Consider the following 23,903-nt stretch of genomic DNA (forward strand, 5'->3'; position numbering starts at 1 on the left):
TATTTAAAAATCCTTCTATTTATGTATAATAAATTTAGAATTCTAAATTTTGGGAGGAACAAGAGTGAGACAACAGGTGAAGAAACTTCTTTTAACAACAAGTGTAGCGTTATTGATAGCTCCAATTTCAGCTTATGCGCATCCAGGACGTACAGATGCGAATGGTGGACATACGTGTCGTACAAACTGTGAAAAATGGGGATTACAGTACGGGGAATATCATTATCACAATAAACCAGCTTCTAGTAGTGGTGCAACGAGTCCAGCTCCTAGCCAAAATAATAATGGTGCTGTAGAAGCTGAAAAACAACGTGCTGCAGAAGCACAGCGTAAAGCTGAAGAAGAGAGACAACGTGTAGCTGAGGAACAAAGAAAAGCAGAAGAGGCACGTAAGCAAGAGGAAGCTAAGCGCCAAGTTGATATGGAGAAAGGTCAACTTGAAGGCGAAAAAAATGGAGAGACTGATTTTAAAGCAGGGAAAAATGACGTACAAGTACATTTAGCTGGAAAATCAGATACATATAAACAAGCATTTACAACTGCTTATACTACTACTTGGTCTTTAGAAGAGCAGAAGAAAACGCATTTTGAAAAAGGAAAAGAACAGGGCTTAGCACAAGAGACGATGGACGATAGTCAAATTACTCCAGATTTTAAGCAGATCTTTGCAGAAGGTTTCCAAGTGGGAAATAAAGAGAGAACAGAAAAAATTGAAAAAGAGCAAGCTGAACTAGGGGAAAAGGCTGGTAAGGAACTAGCTGAAAAGAATCCTGGAAATAATGAGAAAGATGTATACGTGAAGTCATATGAAACAGCGTATGAAAAAGGCTATAAGTCTACAAAAAAGGCAGTAGAAAAGGCTGGATATAAGTATGCGTTTGAAAACTATGATTTGAAGATTCCTGCCAAGTATGAAAAGAATGGCTCATTAAAAAAATGGTTTACTGAAGGATTTAAATCGAATAAAAAAGCAACGGAAATTCGAGAAGAAGGATTTAAAAAGGGAGACAGCTGGTTTTCATTTTTCTATAAGAGTTTCGTGCCAAGTGAATATAAAGAACATAAAGAGTTGTATGAGCAAGCAATAGAAAAAGGTAAGAAGGCATAAAAAAGATGAGGAGAAATTCCTCATCTTTTTTTTAATCCATCCATTTTACTAGTTTTTTAGAGATTAATAATAAAACACAACCTAAAACAATCGCTACAGCGCCGATAACAGTAAACACTTCAGCATATCCAAGTGAAGTTGTGAAGCTTGCAAGTTGTCCACCTAAAATATTGGCGATACCTGAACTTGCTAGCCATACACCCATTAGTAAAGAAGCAAGTTTTACTGGAGCGAGAGAACTAACCATTGATAGTCCGACAGGTGATAAGAATAGCTCACCTAACGTATGGAAAAGATACGTAAAGACGATAAATAGTAAGTTTGCTTTTTCCGTAATGTTATGTTCGTCACTACCTGTTTTTAATGTAGCGATAACAAGTATGATATAACCGATACCGAGTAAGATCATACCAAGTCCCATTTTGGTTGGGATTTTTAAATCCCCGCGCTTGCGAGTTGCAAGTTTTGCCCATAATGCTGAAATGACTGGGGCAAGTAAAATAATAAATAATGGATTGACCGATTGGAACCAAGATGTTGGAACTTCCCATCCGAACACAGAGCGGTCTACAAATTTGTTTGTATATAGTGTTAATGAACTACCAGCTTGTTCAAAACCAGCCCAGAAGAAGACAACGAAGCACGTTAAAATGACGATAACTGCGGTACGTTGTTTTTCTTTTTTGTTAACGGTGTATCTCCTACTGATGGTTGTCCAGCAGCTGTTTGCAAATCGCGAGTTGGTTTTTTACCGATATCACCAAGGAAGCGATTTGATAGTGTTGTAAATAAAATTTGTCCAATGATCATTCCGATTGAAGCTGCTAAGAAACCGTAACGGAATCCGTAATGTACAACGCCATCAACTGTTGTTTTGAATAAATTTTCTGATAAAAATCCGCAAACGAGTGGAGCTAAAAATGACCCAACGTTAATACCCATGTAGAAAATGGTAAATGCACTATCACGTTTTGGATCATTCTCTTCGTATAATTCTCCAACCAGTGTAGAGATATTCGGTTTGAAGAATCCATTACCGATAATAATAAGCGCTAATCCGAGGTATAGGCCTAATTGGTTTTGCAAGGCAAATAGTGTAAGGTTACCGATTGCCATCGTTATACCACCAATTGTGATGGCTTTTCTTCTACCTAGAAAACGGTCTGTTAAGTATCCACCAATCATTGGTGTGAAATAACAGGCTCCAGTATAAAATCCGTAAATGGAGAGTGCCCATGCGGGACTAAACCCAAGACCACCGCTTACTAAAGCTGTCGTTAAATATAATGTTAATAATCCTCGTAATCCATAGTAACTAAATCTTTCCCACATTTCTGTAAAGAAGAGTAAGTATAAACCTGGAGGATGTTTCTTTTTTCTTTGCTGTTCTTTTTCTAGTTGTATCGCTGATTCCATGTTATTTTCCTCCTGACACAAACAAAAACAAGGTTAATAATTTTGTATATTTAATATTTTACTTTATTAACTATTATAAGTCAATGAAGTGAAACTTTAATCATATTGGAAGATTTTATTCCAATATGATTATTAGTTGAACGAATCGGGCTTTTATGGGCAGTTTGATTCCCACTGGATATCCGGTTATTAGCTTAATTATTAGGGGGGGAGTCTTACTGTCCGTTAATGCGGGGAAAGGTTGATTTTTCAGAAGAAATTGGAAAAGGGAAATAGCTATAGAATGGGCATTTCTTTTGTGATAGACTATGGACTATGTTTTCTTTGTAAGGAAGCGGATTATCGCGTTTTTCTATATGTGGAATTGATTTCACAAGAGATGAAATTGAAGAAGGAGAAAGAAATGAAATTGTTACAGAAAAAAGAAATTTTACTTATTAGTCTTATGCTATTCTCTATGTTTTTTGGAGCGGGGAATCTTATCTTTCCGCCTTTCCTTGGATATGAAGCAGGAGAACACGTGTGGATTGCGCTGTTAGGTTTTATTATATCAGCAACAGGTCTTCCGATATTAGGTGTTATTGCTGTTGCAAAAGCAGGAAGCTTTCAAACGTTAGCGGGTAGAGTACATTCTTCATTTGCAATTATTTTTCCGTGTATTGTGTACTTATTTATTGGACCTGGTCTTGGTATACCACGTGCAGGAAGTCTAGCATTTGAAATGGGACCAGGTCAGTTATTCCCAGAATCGGGTAGTGTAGTTTTACTAGTTTATACGATCGTTTTCTTTAGCTTTGTTTACTGGTTAAGTTTATCGCCATCTAAATTAATGGGCTTATTTGGGAAGGTTTTAACGCCTTTATTATTATGTATGATTGCACTTATTTTTATAAAAACTATGTTTACACCAGTTGGTAGTGTGAAAGAGGCTACTGGAAATTACGGACAAGTTCCTATGTTCCAAGGATTTTTAGATGGATATTTAACGATGGATGCGCTAGCGGCTTTAATCTTTGGTATTGTTATTGCAAATGCTTTACGTGCAAAAGGTATTGAAGATGATCAAGGCTTAGCGAAATATATGAGTATTGCTGGTATTGGAGCAGGTCTTTTATTATCTATTATTTATGTCATCCTCGGATATGTGGGTTCAATTAGCGGTTCGTTAGGTACGTTTAATAATGGGGCGAATGTGTTAGCACAAGTGATGACGACGTTATTTGGACAAGGCGGAGTAGTTTTGTTAGGCCTTATTTTTACTATTGCGTGTTTATGTGTTTCAATTGGACTTGTTACATCTTGTAGTCAGTTTTTTACAAGTGTATTTCCGAAAGTATCGTATACAGTTTGGGCGTTTATATTGAGCTTTATTAGTATGATTTTAGCTAATTTAGGGTTAACACAAATTTTAAAAGTTTCAGTACCGATTCTTGGATTTATTTATCCAATTGCATTAACGCTTATTATTTTAGGGTTATTCCATAAATATATTGGGAAGTATGTGTGCATATATCCTGTTACAATTTTGATTGTAGCGGTATTTAGTGCAATCGATATTTTAAATAAAAATGTGATGACGAATCAGTGGACGCCAATATTGAAGTATATTCCGTTTTATACAGAAGGTGTAGGATGGATCATTCCAGCTCTTGTAGGTGTGTGTATTGGTGTAATCGTTAGTATCATGATAAATAAGGACAAATAAGTGAAAGGGTGTTTTCTATAATGGGAAAACACCTTTCTTTTTTTGGAAAAATAGTTTTAAAAATGAATAGACTAAGAGTATGATAAAGATAATTGGTAATATATAGGTTTCGAATGAATGGTGAGGGGGGAGCATATGAAGGAAGATTTGAATAAGAAAATAGAAGCACTCGAAACTACAATTGAAACGATGCAAGAAGCACTTTTTGAGTTGAAAGCAAAACAAAGGGAAATAGAAGTAGAAAACGCTCAGCAACATGTTAGTAAGGAAAAGAAAGTATATATCGAAACGATAATAGATGAAAAATTACAAGAAGATGTAGTAAAGATCAAAGAGCCCGTGCAAAAAGTTGAGGAAAAACAAGTAAATATATCTGCTTTTAAACCGGAACCATTCAATATTATTAAGTTTTGCCAAACATGGTTGCCGCGTATATTTGTCGGTATTATGCTACTTGGGGTTATTTGGTTATTTAAAGCAGGGGTAGATGCTGGTTTATTAACACCAGCGATACGAATTGTGTTTGGTATCGCCTTATCTATCGGTTTGTATTATATAGGGGATATTCAAATTAAACGAGAGCGGCAAGCGTTAGGGTTAGTATTAGCTGGAGGAAGTATTACAGGCATTGTTTTAACGACGTTTGCGGCACATTATTTATATGGATTTATTCCAGCAAGTATTGCGTTTATCTGTAATATTGTATGGGTTATTTTAGGGATTTATTTAGCGAAAAAGTATCAATCGGAATACCTTACTATCTTCGTAGCGGTCGGAGCTTTCTTCGTTCCGTTCTTGTTAAATAGTACGACTCCGAATCCTTATATTTTCTTTGGATATGAGACGATATTAACACTTAGTTTATTATGGTATGCGTTGAAAAATCGTTATAAGTACTTATATATGATTTCTTATGTTGTTGCTGCCATTGTCCTGTTTGTCTTCTTTGCTGTTATGTCGATATTAGTAGAGAATTTGCAAATACAGTTAACGATTGTATATGGTGTAATTCATTTGCTGTTATTTTGGCATATGTTTTCAGAGAGAGAGTTTATACAAGAAGCAAGAGTAGCGATATTTAGTACAAATGCCGTTTTCTTTATTTTATCTATTGCAAAAATACCTGATTTTACTACGTGGGGATTGGTCATAAGTGCACTCGTGCATACTGTTATGTTTGTACTTGAATATAGGAAGAATAAACAGTCTATATTTGCAAATCTCTTATTTGGTTTTGCAATGGGGTCATTTAGTTTAGCGATTTTATACGAGTACAGTTTAGTGAATGCAGCAATTGTATTATTGTTACAAGGTTTTCTCGGTATGGTTACTTCTATTAAAGCAAAACAACAAATTAAACTGTATGTAAGTGCCACTATTTATGCGATTGGAATGGTACAGACGATTTTTAGCCCGTTTGATCATTTTGTTTCAGCTGGGTTTGTTGCTCATATTATTTTAATAGGTACATTTTATTATTGCATGAAACGAGCGAAAGATGTATTAACGAGTTTTGGAAAATATGTTTATTCTATAGCTCTCTATTGGTTCATGGTCATTGTATTTATTACAATTACTAGAGTTGGCGAAGTTCTTTCTACAGATGGAAGTATAATAAGCGTATCAGTATCGTTATTATGGATGGTATATGCATTATTTGCAGTTTGGCTTGGACGGAATAAAAATATGAATGAAATATTGTATGCTGGCTTAGTTGTTTTAGTAGTAACGATAGGAAAGTTATTCCTTCTAGACTTACCAGAAGTTTCAATGATGATCAGGGCAGTGTTATTCTTAATTGTAGGTAGTATAGGTATCGTCATTTCCAGAATGTTTTTCTCAAAAGAAGAGAAATGAGAAGAAGGCAATCCGCATGTGGATTGCCTTTTCTTTTACTTCTTATTAATCGTTACAGCTTCATTATATTTAGCAGTTGTATTTTGGCGTAGACGAAGTGTTGCTTGTCCAGTTGTATTTGAATCAAGTTGTACGTTCACAATTTTTTCAGCGGAACCAAAGCTGTTTGTTGTGAATGAGAAGGCGCTACTATATCCGAAAGTAGATGGCCAAGTGCCGTTTGTATTTTGGACTTTTGCTACCTGTGTTCCGCCAGTCGTGAAGATACCTAAAGAATAGTTATTATAAGTTGTATTAGGTAATAAGTTGTTTACTTGAATCTTTATTTGGAACACTTCATTGTTTGGTAGAATGCTAGGGCGTGTAATCACATAATCGTTTGCTGTTACGGCGCCGTTATATCCGTATGAACCAGGTTTAAATGTATTTGTATTAAACCATTGATAACCAGCGTTTGGTGCACTCCAAGGTTCTGGTTGTGGCTCTGTTGATAAGCTTGGTTGTTCAAATGTTTGTAAAGCAGTAGGTGAATCAAGTTGTAAACCGTTTACTTGATCTAAGCTTGTAAATGTCTCTTGTTTCGATAGCCAATTTACGATATTTTCTAGTAAAACAGCATCGTTTTCTTCTTTATAACCATCGTAAGTTTTCTTTGTTTGGCCAGAATCTTCACGAACGTATTTTGGCGTAGCATCTTCAACAGGAGAAGAGTCACCGATAAAGGCAGCTTTTCCAAGTCCTACTTTTGCAATTGCAGCATATGGACCCTCTGCAACGCCACCGCCGTTATAAACACCACTATCAACAGCGTTATTCCATTTTGATGGGTTTTCTGGAAGATAAACAAGTCCTTTTGCTAGTTTTGGATTTGTAATTGCTAGAGTAGAACCAGCATGCATTGCTACCGATGAAACACCTTGTGTAATTCCGAATGATTGTTCAGGCGAAACAATGTTTTTAGCTGAAACATCACCAAGTGCATTGTAACGGAAGCGAATACCAAAATTATTAGATAGCCAATCGGAACTTTCTACTCCTTGCATAGCTTGTGAGTTTGCTTCTTCGTTAGACATTCCTTTTGCGGGATTTTCCCAAGCACCGCGTCTATATCCATTAAATACTTCAGAAGAGTCCCAGCGATTTTTATTACGATCTGCATTATAATGATCGGCAATGAAGAAGATACTGCCGCCATTTTTTACATATTGTAACATTGCATCTTGTTCAGATTTTTTGTAAGGAATATTTGCCTCTGGAACGATAAACACGTTGTAATTTTTTAAGTCTTCGTATGTAATAGGTGTTGATTTACGAAGTTCTTTTACATGATATCCATTTTGGGCAATGCCGTTTCCGAAATCAGAAAAGCCGCCATCAATAACCCAGTCAGCTGTCCCTGCAGTTTGACCGTGCGTATTATCAAATAATACTTTCTTCCCATTGTTTTGATTTACAACCTTTGCAGCAATTTCAGGAGCTGGGTCTACAGAGCTTTCGGCATAAGTAGACGGTATGAACGAACTCCCCATACTAAGTGTAATTGCTGTTGCTAAAGAAAATGTAATCCATTTTTTATTCTTCATAGAAGAATCCCCCTAATAATAAATATATGTGCTTTAATAATGTAATTTATTTTTCTGAAAAAATAAAGACAGAAAACGTAAAAAATATTAAAAAATTGTAAAAATACCGTGAATTTTGTTGAGAAATATTTATATAGACAATAAAAAACCCCTTCCAATTAATAAGGAAGGGATAAATTGTTTAACTAATCTTTGAAGTAGGTGTTTCATCAATCTTATGAAACCCTTTCATGTAATACACGATAGCTAAGCCAATAAGCCAAATTGGGCCAACGATTAATGCAATTCGTGTATCTTCTGAATACGCCATTATACATAGTACAAGTGCAAGGAAGCCAAGTGAGAAGTAAGAGCTTAATGGATGTAAAGGCATTTTATACGTTAGCTTGTCTTTTTTCTCAGTTGATAATCCTTTACGGAATTTAATTTGAGCGACTAATATAATTCCCCAGGTCCAAATTGCCCCGAAAGTTGAAATACTAGTTAACCATGTAAACACCTTTGCAGGCACAAGGTAGTTTAATATAACACCAACAAGTAAAACGATAGCCGTTGCTACAATTCCTTGACTTGGAATCCCATTTTTATTTAAACGACCGAATCTTTCAGGAGCTTTCTTTTGTTGTGCCAATGTAAATAGCATACGCCCTGTACTAAATAAACCACCGTTACAAGAAGAAAGTGCAGCTGTTAATACGACAAAGTTAATAATACCTGCTGCTTTTGCAATGCCGATTTGTTGGAATGTTAATACGAATGGACTTCCTTTCTCACCAAGTTCGTTCCATGGATAAATTGCCATCATAACGAATAATGCCCCGACGTAAAAGATTAGGATTCTCCAAAATACGTTATCGATAGCTTTTGCGAGTGTTTTCTTCGGGTTTTGAGCTTCACCAGCTGTAACACCAATTAGTTCAACGCCTAAATAAGCGAATAATACCATTTGTAAGGAGAGTAGTAATCCGGAAAATCCATTTGGGAACCAGCCACCATGTGACCAAAGATTTGAAATACCAGTAGCGATACCACCATTTCCGAATCCGAATAAAATAATGCCAGCTCCAACTACTATCATACAGATAATTGTGACAATTTTAATGAGAGCAAACCAAAACTCAAGTTCTCCAAATACTTTTACTGATAAGAAGTTGAAAGCGCTCATTAATAATAGAGCGAGTAGTGCCCAAGTCCAGCGCGGGATATCTGGGAACCAGTACTGCATGTAAATTCCAGCCGCCGTAATTTCAGCCATACAAGTAACAACCCATAAGAACCAGTAGTTCCAACCAGTAATATAGCCAGCAAGTGGGCCGATATAATCATTAGCGTATTTACTAAAAGAACCGGCAACCGGTTGTTCAATTGCCATTTCTCCGAGCGCTCGCATAATGAAAAAAATAACGAGTCCAGCGATCATATAACCTAGTAAGATGGAAGGACCAGCTAGTTTAATAGCAGAAGCAGATCCTAAAAATAGTCCAACGCCAATAGCTGAACCGAGTGACATTAAAGTAATATGTCGTTCTTTTAAACCTCGATTTAAAGTTCCAGATTTGTTTGTGTGCTGCATAAGAAGAATCCCCCTTGTAGAATGAGCTACCTAAATATTTAACTATTTCAAATTATAAAACATTTCTATCTGTTATGCTACAAAAATAATCATAAAAGAACTGTACTACATCTGAAGTTGTCAGACTTAAACTTAAAATTCTCACTATTAGAGAATATATTGACTCTTCTTTTTATTGATTGTTAAGATTAAGTATTATATTTTCTCACATACTAGTAAGAAAAGAATGTGTGATAATAATTCAGATGTAGGAAGGGTACATAAGCATGTTTCAATTACAACAATATAACACTTCTGTGAAGCAAGAGCTTTTAGCTGGCATCACAACTTTTTTTACATTTGCGTATATTCTTGTCATCAATCCGAAAATATTATCTGATGCAGGTGTACCATTTGATCAAGCTTTTACGGCAACTATTATTGCGACAGTTATTGGGACGCTATGTATGTCGTTTTTAGCTAACTATCCAATTGTTATTGCTCCAGCTATGGGGATGAATGCATATTTTGCTTATTCTGTTGTTCAACAGGCAGAGGGGATTACATATGTCATTGCGTTTTCGGCAGTATTTGTAACAGGTATTATTTTTCTTTTATTATCTTTCACTTCATTTAGGCAAAAGTTAATTGTCGCAATTCCTGATAGTTTAAAGCATGCAATTGCAGGTGGAATTGGACTATTTATTGCTTTTATTGGATTACGTCTATCTGGAATTATCGTTGATCATCCATCTAATTTAGTTACGATTGGTGATTTTCATTCACCAGCCGTTATTTTAACTTTAATTGGTTTAATTTTAGCTGCGGTATTAATGGTATTACGTGTGAGTGGTGCATTATTTATTAGTATGATTGTGACAGGAATTATCGCCTTCTTTACGGGGCAACTGAAGTTTGAGGATAAAATTGTAGCGATGCCTCATTTACCAGAGGGTATTATCGTTTCAAATCCAATCAATGCCTTTTCAGATGTAATTCAGTATGGATTATATGGTGTTGTATTTTCATTTTTACTTGTACTTTTATTTGATACGACAGGTGCATTACTCGGTTTAATTAAACAAGCAGGTTTAATTACAGATAATACAGAGAAACGTTTTGGTAAAGCGTTTATTGCAGATGCGATTGGCGGAACGACAGGTTCTATCTTTGGTACAAGCCCAACAGCAGCGACAATTGAATCGTCAGCTGGTATTGCTGCGGGTGGTAAAACGGGATTAACAGGTATTGTAGTTGTTGGACTAACAATTATAACGGCATTTTTCAGTCCTGTAATTGCATCTTTATCAAGTGTAGCTGCTATTACAGCTCCTTCATTAATTATTGTCGGTAGTTTAATGGCACAAAGTATTCGTGATATTAATTGGGATGAGTTTGAAGATGCATTACCAGCATTTTTAATTTTTGTAGGTATTCCGTTAACGTCTAGTATTGCGAATGGAATTGCAATCGGATTTTTAGTGTATCCGGTCTTAAAGATTGTGAAAGGGAAAGGGATGGAAGTACATCCGTTACTATACTTATTTACAATTTTATTTGGATGTCATTTATTCTTATAATATAGATATAGAAGAGGGGCTTCTTATGAGAGGCTCCTTTTTTGTGTATAATAAAGTGAAACTATAATTAGTGAGGGGTTTATTACCCGCAAATAGCGGGAGAAAGTGAAAATTAAATTAATTACGCAAAATATAAATTACTTAATGGAATATATATGTTACAATTAAGGTAGAGGAGGAACATGAATGGCTGTAAGTAAAATAAAAGTCGCGCGTGTTCAGTTAGATTTAACACAGCAAAAATTAGCAGAAAAAGTAGGCGTTACAAGGCAAACGATTAGTTTAATTGAGAAGGGGAAATACAACCCGTCTTTAGATTTATGTTTGAAAATTTGTTATGCGGTAGATAAAACATTAAATGATTTATTTTGGGAGGAAGAGGAGTGAGGGGATGAGAATCGTGAAAGATGAACGTTTAATGATTGAGGGGCTAAAACATATTAGACTCGTTTTCATCTTACAAAATATCGTCATACTAGGTATTGTTTTTTATCGCTATGTTTTGCAAGGTGCAGGATATGAAAGTATTTCGGATTTATTAATGGTATTTATGTGCGGGATAATAGGTATTAACTTTTTAAACTTAAAAAATTCGGTGCAAGTGTATGAGCATACGGGCGGAGTATCACGCAGCTATTTTATGAAACTATTATTCATTCCGGTAGGTATTATTATTGGGATTTTAGCTATTTGTATCATTGTAACACCAGATATTTCGATAAAGGAAATTAGTATGACAGGACTTATTATGGTTGCTTGTTTTTTAGTTCCTAGTTTGTTTATATACATATATATGAAAAAAATAAAAAGTGAAGATTGAAATATAAGAAAAGCTTTCCTGTATTGCGGAAAGCTTTTCTTATATCTTTTTATATACAATACTTTATGAAGGCCAATCGGTTCAATTTCAAAGATTACACCATGTTCCTAGAAGCCTAAGCGCTTGTAATAGTCAGTTACAGTAATTCGGCCATTACACCATAAAATATTTGCTTTACGCTCTTGCAAGACTTGTTACGCTTTTTGAATTAAGGAGCTTCCAGCGTGTTTGTTTCGAAAGTTAGGTAATGTTGCCATTCCACGTAGTCGGAAGAGTATTTACAATCTGTTACTGTTTGATTCGGGTGTGAAAATTTTTGACGTAATACGCAAGTTTCAGATGCATCAATACATTTCACGGTAATTATATTAACATCCTTCCTTATAAGCCTTTTTCTGTTAGTTGTATAAAGAAATAGGCAGGTGCAGCGAAAAGTCCGAGTATGCTAGCGGTTCCAAGAAGGAGCGAAAGCAAGAGACAAGTATATTTGACGCCAGTTGATTTTTTCCAGCCGTAACTACAAATTTCAATGCTAACACCGATGAGAATAATAGCAACGAGTACTTCCGCTAATAATAATAGAGCTAAAGTTACAATAGACATAATGTGATCCATCCCCATAATATGTGATAGTAACATTTTACCATATAGAATGGAAAAAAATGCCCCTCAATTATGTGAGGGGCATTTTCTATTCTAATATGTTTTTTAGTGTATTAATATGTTCTTTTGAACCTGTTACAAGCAGTGTGTCACCATGTTGTAACCTCGTATCACCATGCGGTATTAATGCTTTATTACCTCGGTAAATTTGGATGACAAGTACATCACCTAAAAATGGAAGGCGACGAAGCTCGATGCCGTTATATTTATTGCTACGTAGTTCAACTTCACGTACTGTTTCGTTCGCTGTTGTAATTAAACGAACGAGACTCGGTTTATCGATAAGAGCACGTAATAAAATCCGTGTAGAGTTAATAGTCGAGAATACAGCGATATGTTCTTGTGTTGCTTTTTCTTGTAGAAGTGGATCTTCTACACTTGCAATGACATGTTCAACACCTAGTTCTTTCGCATGTTCTGCTAATAATAAGTTTTGTTCATCATCACTTGTTGCAACGACAACGCGATTTGCATCAAATGCTGTTCGTTCAGTTAATGATTCAATTGTAATATCATCTAATTTCACGATAGGGAAGTCATGTGATTTCGCTTCCTCATCATTTATTTTATTTTGGCGCATCATATATAGCGTTACATCATAGTCTTCTCGTTTTAAATCAAGTGATAATGGAAGAGTAATTCTGCTCGCGCCAATAATAGATACTTTCGGTTTTGGTGTTTCCACTTTTGGGAACATCTTTTTAAATAATATAGGTGCAAAAATGCAAGTAATAACTGCACTTAAAATAAGAGAAGCGGATAAACTTGGGCTGATGATTCCTAGTTTTTCACCAATTTGTGCCGCCGCAATAACTAAGGAAAGTGTTGATGTTAATAAGATGGCACTTCCGAGTACGATATTACGCGGATACCATTTACGTAGGACGAGTGATGGTAAAAGTTTTGAAATAAAGAGTCCTACAATTAAAATTGGGATCATTAGCATACTAGAAGGTTCTTTAAAAATAGACCAGACTTCTAGATTTACACCAACCATTACGAAGAAAATAGGAATGAAGAAACCGTATCCGATGGAATCAAGTTTTTCAACCATATCTTCATTTGGTGATAATAACGATACGAGTACACCTGCTAAGAAGGCACCTAAAATATTTTCTGCACCAACAGATTCAGATAACCCTACTAAAATTAAGATAAGTGCAAAAACAGCTCGAGTATCAATTTGTACACTACCAGCTTTTAAGCTATCTAAGTATGGGATGTTTTTGAAGCGTTTTGCAATAAAGTAAATGATAATACCTGCTCCGAATAGAAGGAGTAGGAGCCACATGCTTTGGCCGCTTTCAGAATTTAATCCGACAAATACGGCGAGTAAAATCATTGTAACTAAGTCTGCAATAACAGCGACTAATAAAATGATTTGTCCGATTGCGGTTTTTCCTAAGTTATTCTCTTTTAATGTTGGTACGACAACACCTAAAGAAATAGTTGAAATAATTAAAGTCATGAACATTGCATTATCTACAAATCCTAGCCATACGAATAGTAATGATAGGGCATAAGATAAGATGAAAATAAACAAGAAAATAATGCTTGCTGCTTGGAATGTGTTCGGTTCGTTTTTCGTACTTTTTTTCCCTTTTTGTTTAAAAATAGAAAAGTCAATTTCTAACCCGCTTAAAAACATGAGGAAGATAAATCCTAGTGTTGATAAAACTTGGAGCCACATATCTGGCTCAATAATATTAAACCCACTTTTACCTACAAAGATTCCTGCGATGATCTCTGCAACAACGACAGGAAGTGCTTTTAATTTAAAGCGTTGTAACAAAAGGGGAACGAAAAACGCGATTGCAACTACAACCATAAGTGATAGAACAGAAGTATGATGTTCCATTGCGTTCTCTCCCTTCAAATAAATATAGTACCTATTTAGCCATATAATAGGTAGAAAATCAACGCATATGGATTCGATTTCATAAAGAAAGAGTTTTCTTAACATTTGTCATAATAAGTATATTTTTCATGATTCTGCTGTTAATGCCGTAATGTGGATGTAATAGGGGAGGGGGAATAAAAAAAGACTGCTGAGGAATCTCAGCAGTCTTTTTCATGTACATTACATTGAGAAGAAGATCCATACAGTTAAACCAACTGTTGCAGTTGCAACGAAGAAACTGTATATCATTGTAAGAATTTGGACTCTTCCTTCTCCTTCTTTTAAATGCATGAACATAATTAATTGTAATAAAGCTTGCGCAACAGCCATTATGATAATAGTTGTTAAGACTGTTGAAAGTGGTAATGTTGTGTAAAGTGCCACGTATAACGCTAGAAACGTTAGTGCAAGCGATAAAATAAATCCGAAAACGTGTGACCAAGGGAATCCGCTATGCGCATGCCCGTTTGCTTGGTTGTTATTTTGACCCATTTACGCCACCATCCCGTTCAAGTAAACTAGTGTGTAAATAAAGACCCAAACAAGATCAAGGAAATGCCAGTATAAGCTGATAATGAATACTTTACGAGCTGTAACTGGTGTTAAACCTCGTTTTAAAATTTGGATAATAACACAAGTTGCCCAAATGATACCACCTGTTACGTGGGCACCATGCGTTCCAAGAAGAACGAAGAATGCAGATAGGAACGCACTTGTTTGAATTGTTGCGCCTTCACCGATGTACATAATGAACTCTTCGATTTCAAAGAATAGGAAACCTGCACCTAAAAGTAATGTAAGGATGAACCATCCAAGCATTGCTTTTTGGTTGTGCTTACGCATTTCGTGAATTACGATACCACATGTGAAACTACTTGTTAAAAGTAGTAATGTTTGAATTAAAAGCGTTTTAAGTTCAAACAGTTGTGCTGGAGTTGGGCCATCTGCCGTACGACCAGCAAGGACTAGATAAGAGGCGAAAAGTGTTGCGAACAGCATAATTTCAGCCCCAAGAAAAATCCAGAATCCTAGGATATTCAATCTGCTTTGTTCGGATTGATATTCCAAAGGTAAGCTTTTATCTAAAGCCGCCATGTCATTTCACCTCTCATGCTATATGTTCTGTTTCTTTAATTTCATCAACACTTACGTAGTAACCATCGTCGTAATCGAATGAACGATAGATTAAGCAAGCTAAAATACCAACGCCGCCGATTGCTGCAAGCCAGAACCAGCTAAATACTAATGCGAAACCTGCAAGACCGAAGAATAAAGACGCAATAATAGGCACACCAGAGTTACTTGGCATGTGAATTGGTTTTAAATCTTCTGCTGCTGGTGTAACTGTTTCTCCGCGTTTTTTCATGTACCAGAAAGCATCAGCTTCTTTAATTTCAGGAAGCTTCGCGAAGTTGTAATGTTGTACAGGAGATTGAGTTGCCCATTCAAGTGTACGACCATCCCATGGATCTCCAGTTGTGTCACGTTCACCGTGACGTGCACTCCAAATTACGTTGTAGCAAAGAAGTAGGAAGCCGATACCCATCATTACCGCACCAACAGATGCGATTTGGTTTAGCCATCCCCATCCAAGACTTTCAGAGTAAGTGTACATACGACGAGTCATACCGTCTAAACCTAAGAAGTACATTGGGAAGAAACAGATGTTGAATCCGCTCATAAAGATCCAGAATGTCCATTTACCCAGGCGTTCATTTAACATATGACCAGTCATTTTTGGATACCAGAATGTGAATCCAGCAAGCATAGCGAATACTGTACCTGCAATTAATACGTAGTGGAAGTGAGCAATTAGGAAGTAGCTGTTATGGTATTGATAATCAGCTGCCGCCATTCCAAGCATAACCCCTGTAACCCCACCGACTACGAAGTTTGGAATAAATGCCAATGACCAAAGCATTGGAACTGTAAAACGAATACGTCCTTTATACAGTGTAAACAACCAGTTAAAGATCTTAACCCCGGTTGGAATCGAAATCGCCATTGTCGAAATCGAGAAGAATGAGTTAACCGCTGGACCTGCACCCATCGTGAAGAAGTGGTGAAGCCATACGACGAAACTTAGTAAAGAAATTGCAACCATTGAGTATACCATCGCACTGTAACCGAATAGACGTTTACGTGAGAATGTACTAATGATTTCAGAGAAAATACCGAATGCCGGTAAAATAACGATATATACTTCAGGGTGACCCCATACCCAGAACAGGTTGGCCCATAACATCGGCATACCGCCGCTCGCCATCGTAAAGAAGTGAGCATCGAATAGACGGTCAAATGTCATTAATGCAAGAGCAACTGTTAATACTGGGAAAGCGAAAATAATGATAATTGTTGTAATTAAGATTGACCAAGTAAACATTGGCATTCTCATTAAAGTCATACCAGGTGTACGCATTTTTAAGATAGTAACAAGGAAGTTAATACCGGTCATTAGCGTACCGAGACCTGAAATCTGTAATGCAATTGCGTAGTAGTTGTTTCCTACACCAGAAGTAAACTCTGTACCTGCCATTGGGAAGTAAGAAGTCCACCCAGCGTCTGGAGAACCACCGATTACGAAAGCGATGTTAAATAACATTGCTCCGACAAAGAATAACCAGAAACTTAAAGCATTTAAGAACGGATATGCAACGTCACGAGCACCAATTTGTAATGGTACTACAAGGTTCATTAATCCCATAACGAATGGCATCGCCATGAAAAGAATCATAACTGTACCGTGTGTTGTAAAGATTCCGTTATAGTGTTCAGCGTTTAAATAAGTTGTTTCTGGGAATGTTAATTGTGCACGGATCATTAAACCATCCATACCACCACGGAATAACATGATAACCGCAGAAATAATATACATGGCTCCGATTTTTTTATGGTCAACAGTTGTCAACCATTCATCCCAAAGCCACTTCCATTTTTTATACTTTGTTAGTACGAAAATGATTGCTAATGTCACAAGAACGATAGAAGCGTCTGCACCGTAAATAATCGGGTCACCTGTGACAAAGAATTCATCAAGCTTCACTGTGTTCACTCCAATCTGTTGGAATAATAGCTATTATTTTTTGTTTTTGTAGTAGTTGTAATCACAATATTCAAGTGATTTTGGATCTACATAACTTAAGTGATGACTAGAGAATGTCATACGACCAACTACACCAGGTTTAACAATTTCGTTGTACTTATCTTCTGTTAGTTTAGGAGCAGTTTGTTGTACTTCTTTTACCCACTTGTCATACTTTTCTTTTGTTTTTGCTTCAACTTCGAACTCCATGTGAGTGAATCCTTCACCAGAGAAGTTCGCGCTACGGCCTAGGTAAGAACCTGGCTTATCAGCTTGTAAATAAAGATCCATAATCATGCCATCCATTGTGTACTTCATACCACCAAGTTCTGGTACCCAGAAAGCATTCATTGGGCCGACAGAAGTCAGTTTGAATTGAATTGGTACACCAGCTGGGATGTTTAAATAGTTAACGGTTTCAATTTTTTCCTCTGGGTAACTGAATAACCATTTCCAGTTTGCAGATGTAACATAAATTTCAACTGGTTTAATATGTTTGGACTCTTCCGGAACCTCTTCCGAAGCATAAGTTGCTTTTACTGTTGGGATCGATAATGCGATAACGATAATAACAGGAACAAGCGTCCAAATAATTTCTAATAATGTGTTACCGTGTTGTTCAGGTGGCTCGTAGTCCATATTCTCTGGTTTTTCACGATAACGAATCAAGATGACTGTAAACAGGATGAATACAATTGCGATAATTAATGACATAAGCAAGAATGACCAAACAATTAAATCATACTGTGCTTTTGCAACAGGTCCTTGCGGATTTAATACTGCGAGTTTCTTATCACAGCCACCGAGGAACAGAAGTAATGATAACGGAAGAAGCGAAGCCAACTTCCAAAATGCTTTCTTTAGTTGCACGATTGAAAATCTCCTTTCTCCTTGGATTGAAACTATGCCAATAAAACAATATAAACCTATTAATTTATAGAAGGCAATAGTTTTTGAGATATTGTTAAAAAATAGACACAAATGCACACTTTTTAAGGTGAATATCATTTGTAACTTGATTATATTGTAAACTATTTTCCAGAAAAAAACGTGATTGTGAAAATTTTAAGATAAATAAAGTTATACCAAGATATCCAATAAATAGAAAAAAGCTATCTTATTATAAGAAAGATAGCTGAATATTTTGTATATTTAGTTTATTCCCTGAGTTATACTTTTTTTCTGTTCAAATGTGACAACTTTTTTATATTTAACTTGGTATAAAATGTAGCAAATAATCATAAATGGAATTCCGCAATAAAGAGCAATTCTCTGATCTGGAATGAAAGCTAAACTAACAAATGTAATAAAGTTGAGTGAGAACGCTACGATTGGAACTACTGGATAGAGCGGTGTACGATATTTTAAGTCATTTATGTCGCCGCCATTTTTTACGAAATTTCTACGGAAGAAAAACTGTGAAGCCGCGATTGACATCCAAACGACAACGGCGGCCATTGCTGCAATAGATGTTAAAACTAGAAAGACAGTATCTGCCGCAAACACGCTTGTTAATAAAGAAAGGCTTGCAAAAATAAGACTGAAAATGAGTGCATTCAGTGGTACCCCTTTTTTAGTTAACTTCGTAAAAGCTGGACTTGCCATTCCTTGTTTTGCCATCGCCCAAAGCATACGAGAATTTGCGTATAAACCAGAATTAGCTACGGATAATACGGCTGTAATAATAACAAAGTTCATAATGTCTGCTGCATATGGAACACCAGCTACATCAAATACAAGTACAAATGGACTTTCGACTAGATTAGCCTCTTGCCATGGGAGTAACCCTACAACAACTGATATTGCTAGGACGAAGAAGAATAGAGTTCGCCAAATTGTGTTTTTAATTGCTTTTGGAATTGTTTTTTCAGGATTTTCACTTTCTCCTGAAGCAATTCCGATTAATTCTGTTCCTTGGAAGGAGTAATTTACTGTAATCATTGTAAGAAGAACAGCTAATGCACCATTTGGAAATAGACCGCCATTTTCAGTGAAATTGTGAAGCATTGGAGCGGGTTTTCCGTTAAAGTCTAGTAGACCAAACATAACTGCACCACCAAGTACGACAAAAATAACAATTGTTGCAACTTTTACACTTGCGAACCAAAATTCTGTTTCTGCATATGCCTTTGCTGATAGAGCGTTCACAAGAAAAAGTGCTGCTGCAAATGTAACGCACCAAATCCACGAAGAAACGTCTGGAAACCATCGTTTCATTAAAATACTTACAGTTGTTAACTCTACTCCAACTGTAACAGCCCAATTTAACCAATACATCCAACCGACAACAAATCCAAAACCAGGTGAAATAAATTTGCTTGCATAGCTTTGGAACGAACCTGCTTCTGGCATAGCAACGGATAATTCACCAAGACATAACATCGTTAAATACATAACAAATCCACCGACTAAAAATGCAAGAATTGCACCACCAGGTCCAGCGTTATGGACGATTTGACCAGATCCCATAAATAGTCCAGTTCCAATAACGCCACCAAGTGCGATCATAAATAAGTGTCTACTTTTCATTGTACGTTTTAAATTTGTTTGTTCTACTTGTTGATTCATATGCCCCTCACCCCGTTATTTTCTTGTATGTATTAACTGGTTTTCATTCTGAGTGTTTAATCATTAGCGGGGGATGTGACACATACTCAATTTATTTGTTATGAAATGAATGGAGTATGTAAAAAACGAACTATGACTAAATACTCTAAGAATGTTTATTAACAAGGTTATATCTTCACTATGTTAATAATTTCGATTTTAGCAAAATGTTCCGAAAAAGTATATTGTTTTTTCTTTTTATTAAAAATAATTAGAATTTTATAACTATATAAATGTGAATAATAATTCACAGAATCTTTCTAGCAAACTAGTTAGAAGAAGGGTACAATGATAAGAGTTGTGTCTGTAAAATAATAATTAATGGAGTTTTGTTTATAATGAAAAAGTTAAAATATCTTTTTGTTTTTGGGATTATACTTGCGACCGCGTTTTTTATAGGGAAAGATAAAATTATACAAAAGGCGCAAGTGCTACGCTTAGATTTTCTATCTGAAATGAAAGAATCAGCTATGATTGAAGATGTTCCATTTATAAAACAATTACCAGAATTACCTCGTGGATGTGAAGTGACAAGTTTGGCTATGTTACTGCAATATAAAGGTGTACAAGTAGATAAGATGCAGCTTGCTAGCGAAATCCATCGTGTTCCATTTGAACAAAATGGTTTGCGTGGAAATCCTTATGAGGGATTCGTTGGAAACATTTATACGAAGGCTGAACCTGGATATGGTGTATATAATCAACCAATCTTTAATTTAGCAGAAAAATATGTTCCTGAAAAAGTAATTAATTTAACAGGTAGAGACATGCAAGATATATATAAAGTAATTAGTTCTGGATCTCCAGTATGGGTCATTATTAATACAACGTTTAAGCCACTAGCTGAAAGTAGTTTTGAAACATGGAATACGAGTTCAGGTGAAGTGAAAATTACATATTATGAGCATAGTGCAGTAGTAATTGGATATGATCAAAACTTTGTATATGTAAATGATCCTCTTAAAAACAATCCACGTTTGGCTGTTCCACGAGCGGAATTTGAGAAAGCTTGGGAGCAAATGGGAAAACAAGCAATTACTATTTTGTAATAAGGAAAAAGTCATCTTTTAGATGGCTTTTTATTTTTAAGTCTATAAAACGGAAAATTTAGAATATTCTTTTAAAAGTTAATAATTCGCGTTATAATAACATTTAACTTGGTGAAGAAGGAGAGAAGAGAAATGGATGTTGCAAAGGAACTTGTTTTGTCAAAAAATCAGTTGGTTGAGTGGAGAAGGCATTTTCATAAGTATCCAGAGTTATCTTTTCAAGAAGAGAAAACATCGCAGTTTGTGTTCGACATACTTCAAAAAATCCCATATTTAGAAGTGTCACGACCGACTCAATATAGTGTGATGGCAAAGTTAGTAGGTAAACAGCCCGGTAAAACAATTGCGGTCCGGGCTGATATGGATGCTCTTCCTATTCATGAAGAAAATGATTTTGATTTTATTTCGATATATCAAGGTGTGATGCATGCATGTGGTCATGATGGACATATGGCGATATTACTTGGTGTGGTACATAAGTTAGTAGAGGAAAGAGAGAGGGTTAAAGGGGAGATTCGTTTTCTATTCCAACATGCAGAAGAAAATTTTCCTGGTGGCGCAGAGGAAATGGTTGCAGCGGGGGTAATGGAAGGTGTGGATTATATTATTGGTGCTCACCTGTGGGCGTCGTTAGAGGTTGGTAAAATAGGTGTAATTTATGGTGCGGCAATGGCTGCGCCGGATGTTTTTAAAATTACGATTGAGGGCAAGGGTGGGCATGCTGGAATCCCTCATGAAACTATTGATAGTATTGCAATCGGTACACAAGTTGTTTCACAACTTCAGCAAATTGTATCTCGCCTCACGAATCCGTTAGATTCTCTCGTAGTATCTGTTACGCAATTTCATGCCGGAACAACCCATAATGTGATTCCAGAACAAGCGGAAATTGAAGGGACAGTGCGGAGTTTAAGGCATGAGTTGAGAGAAGAAACAGAGGGGAAGATTGAACGGATTGTAAAGTATATTACAGAATCTTACGGAGCGAAATATACATTTTCTTATGAATATGGATACCGACCAGTTGTAAATGATTATGAAGTTACAGAGCTTATTGAACGCACGGCATTGCAACTTTATGGACGAGACAGGATTGTTCGTTTACAACCAACGATGGCTGGAGAAGATTTTTCAGCATTTTTACAAAAGGCACCAGGGACATTCTTTTTTATCGGAGCAGGAAATAAAGAGAAGGGAATTATATATCCTCATCACCATCCTCGTTTTACGATTGACGAAGATGCACTGCCGATTGGCGTGGAAGTGTTTGTATCATCCATTATGAATTTCATAAATAAAGGAGAATGAGATGAAGAAAATACACGTGCTAGCACTTATTCCCGTTCTTTGTTTAGTAGTTGGACCAGTATTTGCAAATTCGGTCACTCCTTACGTACTAGGGATGCCATTTTTATTATTTTGGGTATTATTATCGGTGCTTATTACCTCTCTTTGTATGGGGGTTGTGTACGTATTCGATCCTGCTAATAAGGGGGATATGGAATGACAGCATTATTTATCATTATTTTATTCTTATTTCTAGCGCTATTTTTAGGTATTCGGGCGCAGCGTGGAAAAGATATGAATTTAGAGCAATGGTCAGTTGGAGGAAGAGGATTTGGAACGATTTTCGTATTTCTCCTTATGGCAGGCGAAATTTATACGACATTCACATTTTTAGGAGGAAGTGGATGGGCGTATAGTAAAGGAGCGCCTACTTTTTATATTTTAGGTTATGGCGCACTAGCTTATATTTTATCGTATTTCTTATTACCGCCAATTTGGAAATATGCGAAAGAACATAACCTTGTTTCACAGCCAGATTTTTTTGCAAAGAAATATAGAAGTAAAGCGCTTGGATTGATTGTTTCAATTGTTGGTGTTGTTTCCATCATCCCATATCTTGTTTTACAGTTGAAGGGATTGGGGATTATCGTTTCAGAAGCTTCTTATGGAAGGGTATCACCTGTTGTTGCAGTATGGATTGGCGCTATTGTTATAACTATATATGTAATGGTTTCAGGTATACATGGATCAGCTTGGACAGCCGCTTTGAAGGACATTATGATCCTGTTTATTGTTATGTTTTTAGGTATATATTTACCGTATCATTATTACGGAGGGTTTCAGCCAATGTTCGAAGCTGTAGAAGCTGCGAAACCAGGATTTTTATCTTTACCTGAAGAAGGGATGAGTATTTCTTGGTTTGTTTCTACTATTATATTAACGGCCCTAGGTTTTTATATGTGGCCTCATACATTTGCTTCTGCTTTCTCTGCTAAAAATGAAAAAGTATTTCGTAAAAATGCGGCAATTATGCCATTGTACTCTTTAGTTTTACTTTTCGTATTTTTTGCAGGGTTTGCTGCTATCCTGCAAGTTCCTGGATTAAAGGGAGCAGATGTAGATCTTTCATTATTCCGTCTTGCTTTACAAACTTTTGATCCTTGGTTTATTGGAATTATTGGTAGTGCTGGGGTATTAACGGCATTAGTTCCAGCATCCATGCTTGTTATGGCCGCGTCTACATTGTTAGCGAAAAATATTTACCGAACGATGATCCCATCTGCTTCAGATAGACAAGTGGCCAAAGTAGCAAAATTATTTGTGCCTGTAGTAACGTTTATAGCAGTTTTATTTACATTTAAAGGAGGAGAAACAATAGGAGCTCTCCTTTTAATGGGATACAGTATTGTAACGCAACTTTTTCCTGCACTTGTATGTAGTTTGTTTCCACGTCAAATTATTACGAAGCAAGGGGCGATTGCAGGAATGGCGATTGGTCTGTTAGTTGTTGCATATATTACTTTATCTGGTTCTACTATAGCTACGATGTTTCCGAGTTTCCCGCAGTATATAAAAGATTTAAACGTAGGTATAATCGCATTATTAATGAATATGATTGTGATGTTTGTAGTGAGTGGGATTACGAAAAGAGTATCTATAAAAACAGACAATATAATAGTAGAAAAATAACCTGT

At 36.1% G+C, this 23,903-nt stretch carries 19 protein-coding genes and 2 pseudogenes; 10 read left to right on the forward strand and 11 right to left on the reverse strand.

The window, feature by feature from the left end; genetic code table 11:
• Window positions 1-64 precede the first annotated feature (64 nt).
• On the forward strand, window positions 65-1,108 hold the full coding sequence (locus tag BTOYO_RS16905; RefSeq protein ID WP_001249829.1) for a YHYH domain-containing protein: 1,044 nt from the start codon (window positions 65-67) through the stop codon (window positions 1,106-1,108).
• Window positions 1,109-1,139: 31 nt separating this feature from the next.
• Here the strand turns inward: BTOYO_RS16905 and BTOYO_RS16910 are convergent.
• Window positions 1,140-2,524, reverse strand: a pseudogene (locus BTOYO_RS16910) (peptide MFS transporter).
• A 403-nt stretch (window positions 2,525-2,927) separates the two neighbouring features.
• Between BTOYO_RS16910 and brnQ1 the strand changes: the two are divergent.
• Window positions 2,928-4,229, forward strand: coding sequence for a branched-chain amino acid transport system II carrier protein BrnQ1 (gene brnQ1, locus BTOYO_RS16915; protein WP_044810333.1), 1,302 nt, complete (start codon window positions 2,928-2,930; stop codon window positions 4,227-4,229).
• A gap of 135 nt (window positions 4,230-4,364) precedes the next feature.
• Window positions 4,365-6,086, forward strand: coding sequence for a DUF2339 domain-containing protein (locus tag BTOYO_RS16920; RefSeq protein WP_000656748.1), 1,722 nt, complete (start codon window positions 4,365-4,367; stop codon window positions 6,084-6,086).
• A gap of 35 nt (window positions 6,087-6,121) precedes the next feature.
• On the opposite strand, the gene BTOYO_RS16925 is transcribed toward BTOYO_RS16920, so the two are convergent.
• Both BTOYO_RS16925 and BTOYO_RS16930 read right to left on the reverse strand, forming a co-directional pair.
• Complete coding sequence (locus BTOYO_RS16925) at window positions 6,122-7,669, reverse strand: DNA-binding protein (RefSeq protein ID WP_000791528.1); 1,548 nt, start codon at window positions 7,667-7,669, stop codon at window positions 6,122-6,124.
• A gap of 181 nt (window positions 7,670-7,850) precedes the next feature.
• A complete protein-coding gene (locus BTOYO_RS16930) occupies window positions 7,851-9,242 on the reverse strand; it encodes an amino acid permease (protein ID WP_001164887.1) in 1,392 nt (463 codons plus the stop codon).
• A 266-nt stretch (window positions 9,243-9,508) separates the two neighbouring features.
• Here BTOYO_RS16930 and BTOYO_RS16935 point away from each other — a divergent pair, with 266 nt between their 5' ends.
• The 3 genes from BTOYO_RS16935 to BTOYO_RS16945 all read left to right on the forward strand — a co-directional run bounded on the left by BTOYO_RS16935 (window position 9,509) and on the right by BTOYO_RS16945 (window position 11,621).
• Entirely contained in the window at window positions 9,509-10,801 is a 1,293-nt protein-coding gene (locus tag BTOYO_RS16935; RefSeq protein ID WP_000487216.1) for an NCS2 family permease, read from the forward strand.
• Between the two features lie 186 nt (window positions 10,802-10,987).
• Window positions 10,988-11,188, forward strand: a complete 201-nt coding sequence (locus tag BTOYO_RS16940) for a helix-turn-helix transcriptional regulator (protein ID WP_000301176.1) — start codon at window positions 10,988-10,990, stop codon at window positions 11,186-11,188.
• Window positions 11,189-11,192: 4 nt separating this feature from the next.
• On the forward strand, window positions 11,193-11,621 hold the full coding sequence (locus BTOYO_RS16945; protein ID WP_001223560.1) for a hypothetical protein: 429 nt from the start codon (window positions 11,193-11,195) through the stop codon (window positions 11,619-11,621).
• A gap of 107 nt (window positions 11,622-11,728) precedes the next feature.
• Here the strand turns inward: BTOYO_RS16945 and BTOYO_RS26555 are convergent.
• The 8 genes and pseudogenes from BTOYO_RS26555 to BTOYO_RS16980 all read right to left on the reverse strand — a co-directional run bounded on the left by BTOYO_RS26555 (window position 11,729) and on the right by BTOYO_RS16980 (window position 19,834).
• Window positions 11,729-11,988 (reverse strand): annotated as a pseudogene (locus BTOYO_RS26555) (GNAT family N-acetyltransferase).
• Window positions 11,989-12,002: 14 nt separating this feature from the next.
• A complete protein-coding gene (locus tag BTOYO_RS16950; protein ID WP_000926990.1) occupies window positions 12,003-12,260 on the reverse strand; it encodes a DUF4022 family protein in 258 nt (85 codons plus the stop codon).
• A 52-nt stretch (window positions 12,261-12,312) separates the two neighbouring features.
• Window positions 12,313-14,142, reverse strand: a complete 1,830-nt coding sequence (locus BTOYO_RS16955; protein ID WP_000399998.1) for a monovalent cation:proton antiporter family protein — start codon at window positions 14,140-14,142, stop codon at window positions 12,313-12,315.
• 222 nt (window positions 14,143-14,364) lie between these two features.
• Complete coding sequence (qoxD, locus tag BTOYO_RS16960; RefSeq protein WP_000531386.1) at window positions 14,365-14,676, reverse strand: cytochrome aa3 quinol oxidase subunit IV; 312 nt, start codon at window positions 14,674-14,676, stop codon at window positions 14,365-14,367.
• Entirely contained in the window at window positions 14,677-15,279 is a 603-nt protein-coding gene (gene qoxC, locus BTOYO_RS16965; RefSeq protein WP_000729314.1) for a cytochrome aa3 quinol oxidase subunit III, read from the reverse strand.
• Between the two features lie 13 nt (window positions 15,280-15,292).
• On the reverse strand, window positions 15,293-17,227 hold the full coding sequence (gene qoxB / locus BTOYO_RS16970) for a cytochrome aa3 quinol oxidase subunit I (protein ID WP_000762376.1): 1,935 nt from the start codon (window positions 17,225-17,227) through the stop codon (window positions 15,293-15,295).
• 33 nt (window positions 17,228-17,260) lie between these two features.
• Window positions 17,261-18,136, reverse strand: a complete 876-nt coding sequence (locus BTOYO_RS16975) for a cytochrome aa3 quinol oxidase subunit II (RefSeq protein WP_001176160.1) — start codon at window positions 18,134-18,136, stop codon at window positions 17,261-17,263.
• A gap of 282 nt (window positions 18,137-18,418) precedes the next feature.
• Complete coding sequence (locus BTOYO_RS16980) at window positions 18,419-19,834, reverse strand: amino acid permease (protein ID WP_001076086.1); 1,416 nt, start codon at window positions 19,832-19,834, stop codon at window positions 18,419-18,421.
• 377 nt (window positions 19,835-20,211) lie between these two features.
• On the opposite strand from BTOYO_RS16980, the gene BTOYO_RS16985 reads away from it, so the two are divergent.
• The 4 genes from BTOYO_RS16985 to BTOYO_RS17000 all read left to right on the forward strand — a co-directional run bounded on the left by BTOYO_RS16985 (window position 20,212) and on the right by BTOYO_RS17000 (window position 23,898).
• A complete protein-coding gene (locus BTOYO_RS16985) occupies window positions 20,212-20,922 on the forward strand; it encodes a C39 family peptidase (RefSeq protein ID WP_000734495.1) in 711 nt (236 codons plus the stop codon).
• Window positions 20,923-21,054: 132 nt separating this feature from the next.
• Window positions 21,055-22,230 carry an amidohydrolase gene (locus BTOYO_RS16990; RefSeq protein WP_000382116.1) on the forward strand — a complete coding sequence of 392 codons (1,176 nt, stop codon included), beginning with the start codon at window positions 21,055-21,057 and terminating at the stop codon, window positions 22,228-22,230.
• Window position 22,231: 1 nt separating this feature from the next.
• Window positions 22,232-22,429 (forward strand): DUF3311 domain-containing protein, encoded by a 198-nt coding sequence (locus BTOYO_RS16995; protein ID WP_000719867.1) that lies wholly within the window; start codon window positions 22,232-22,234, stop codon window positions 22,427-22,429.
• The gene (locus BTOYO_RS17000; protein WP_000125691.1) at window positions 22,426-23,898 is read left to right on the forward strand and encodes a sodium:solute symporter family protein; all 1,473 of its coding nucleotides are present in this window, start codon (window positions 22,426-22,428) and stop codon (window positions 23,896-23,898) included. The genes BTOYO_RS16995 and BTOYO_RS17000 overlap by 4 nt, the downstream gene beginning before the upstream one ends.
• Window positions 23,899-23,903: the final 5 nt, after the last annotated feature.

Origin of the sequence: Bacillus toyonensis BCT-7112, assembly GCF_000496285.1 — a bacterium.
GTDB lineage: Bacteria > Bacillota > Bacilli > Bacillales > Bacillaceae_G > Bacillus_A > Bacillus_A toyonensis.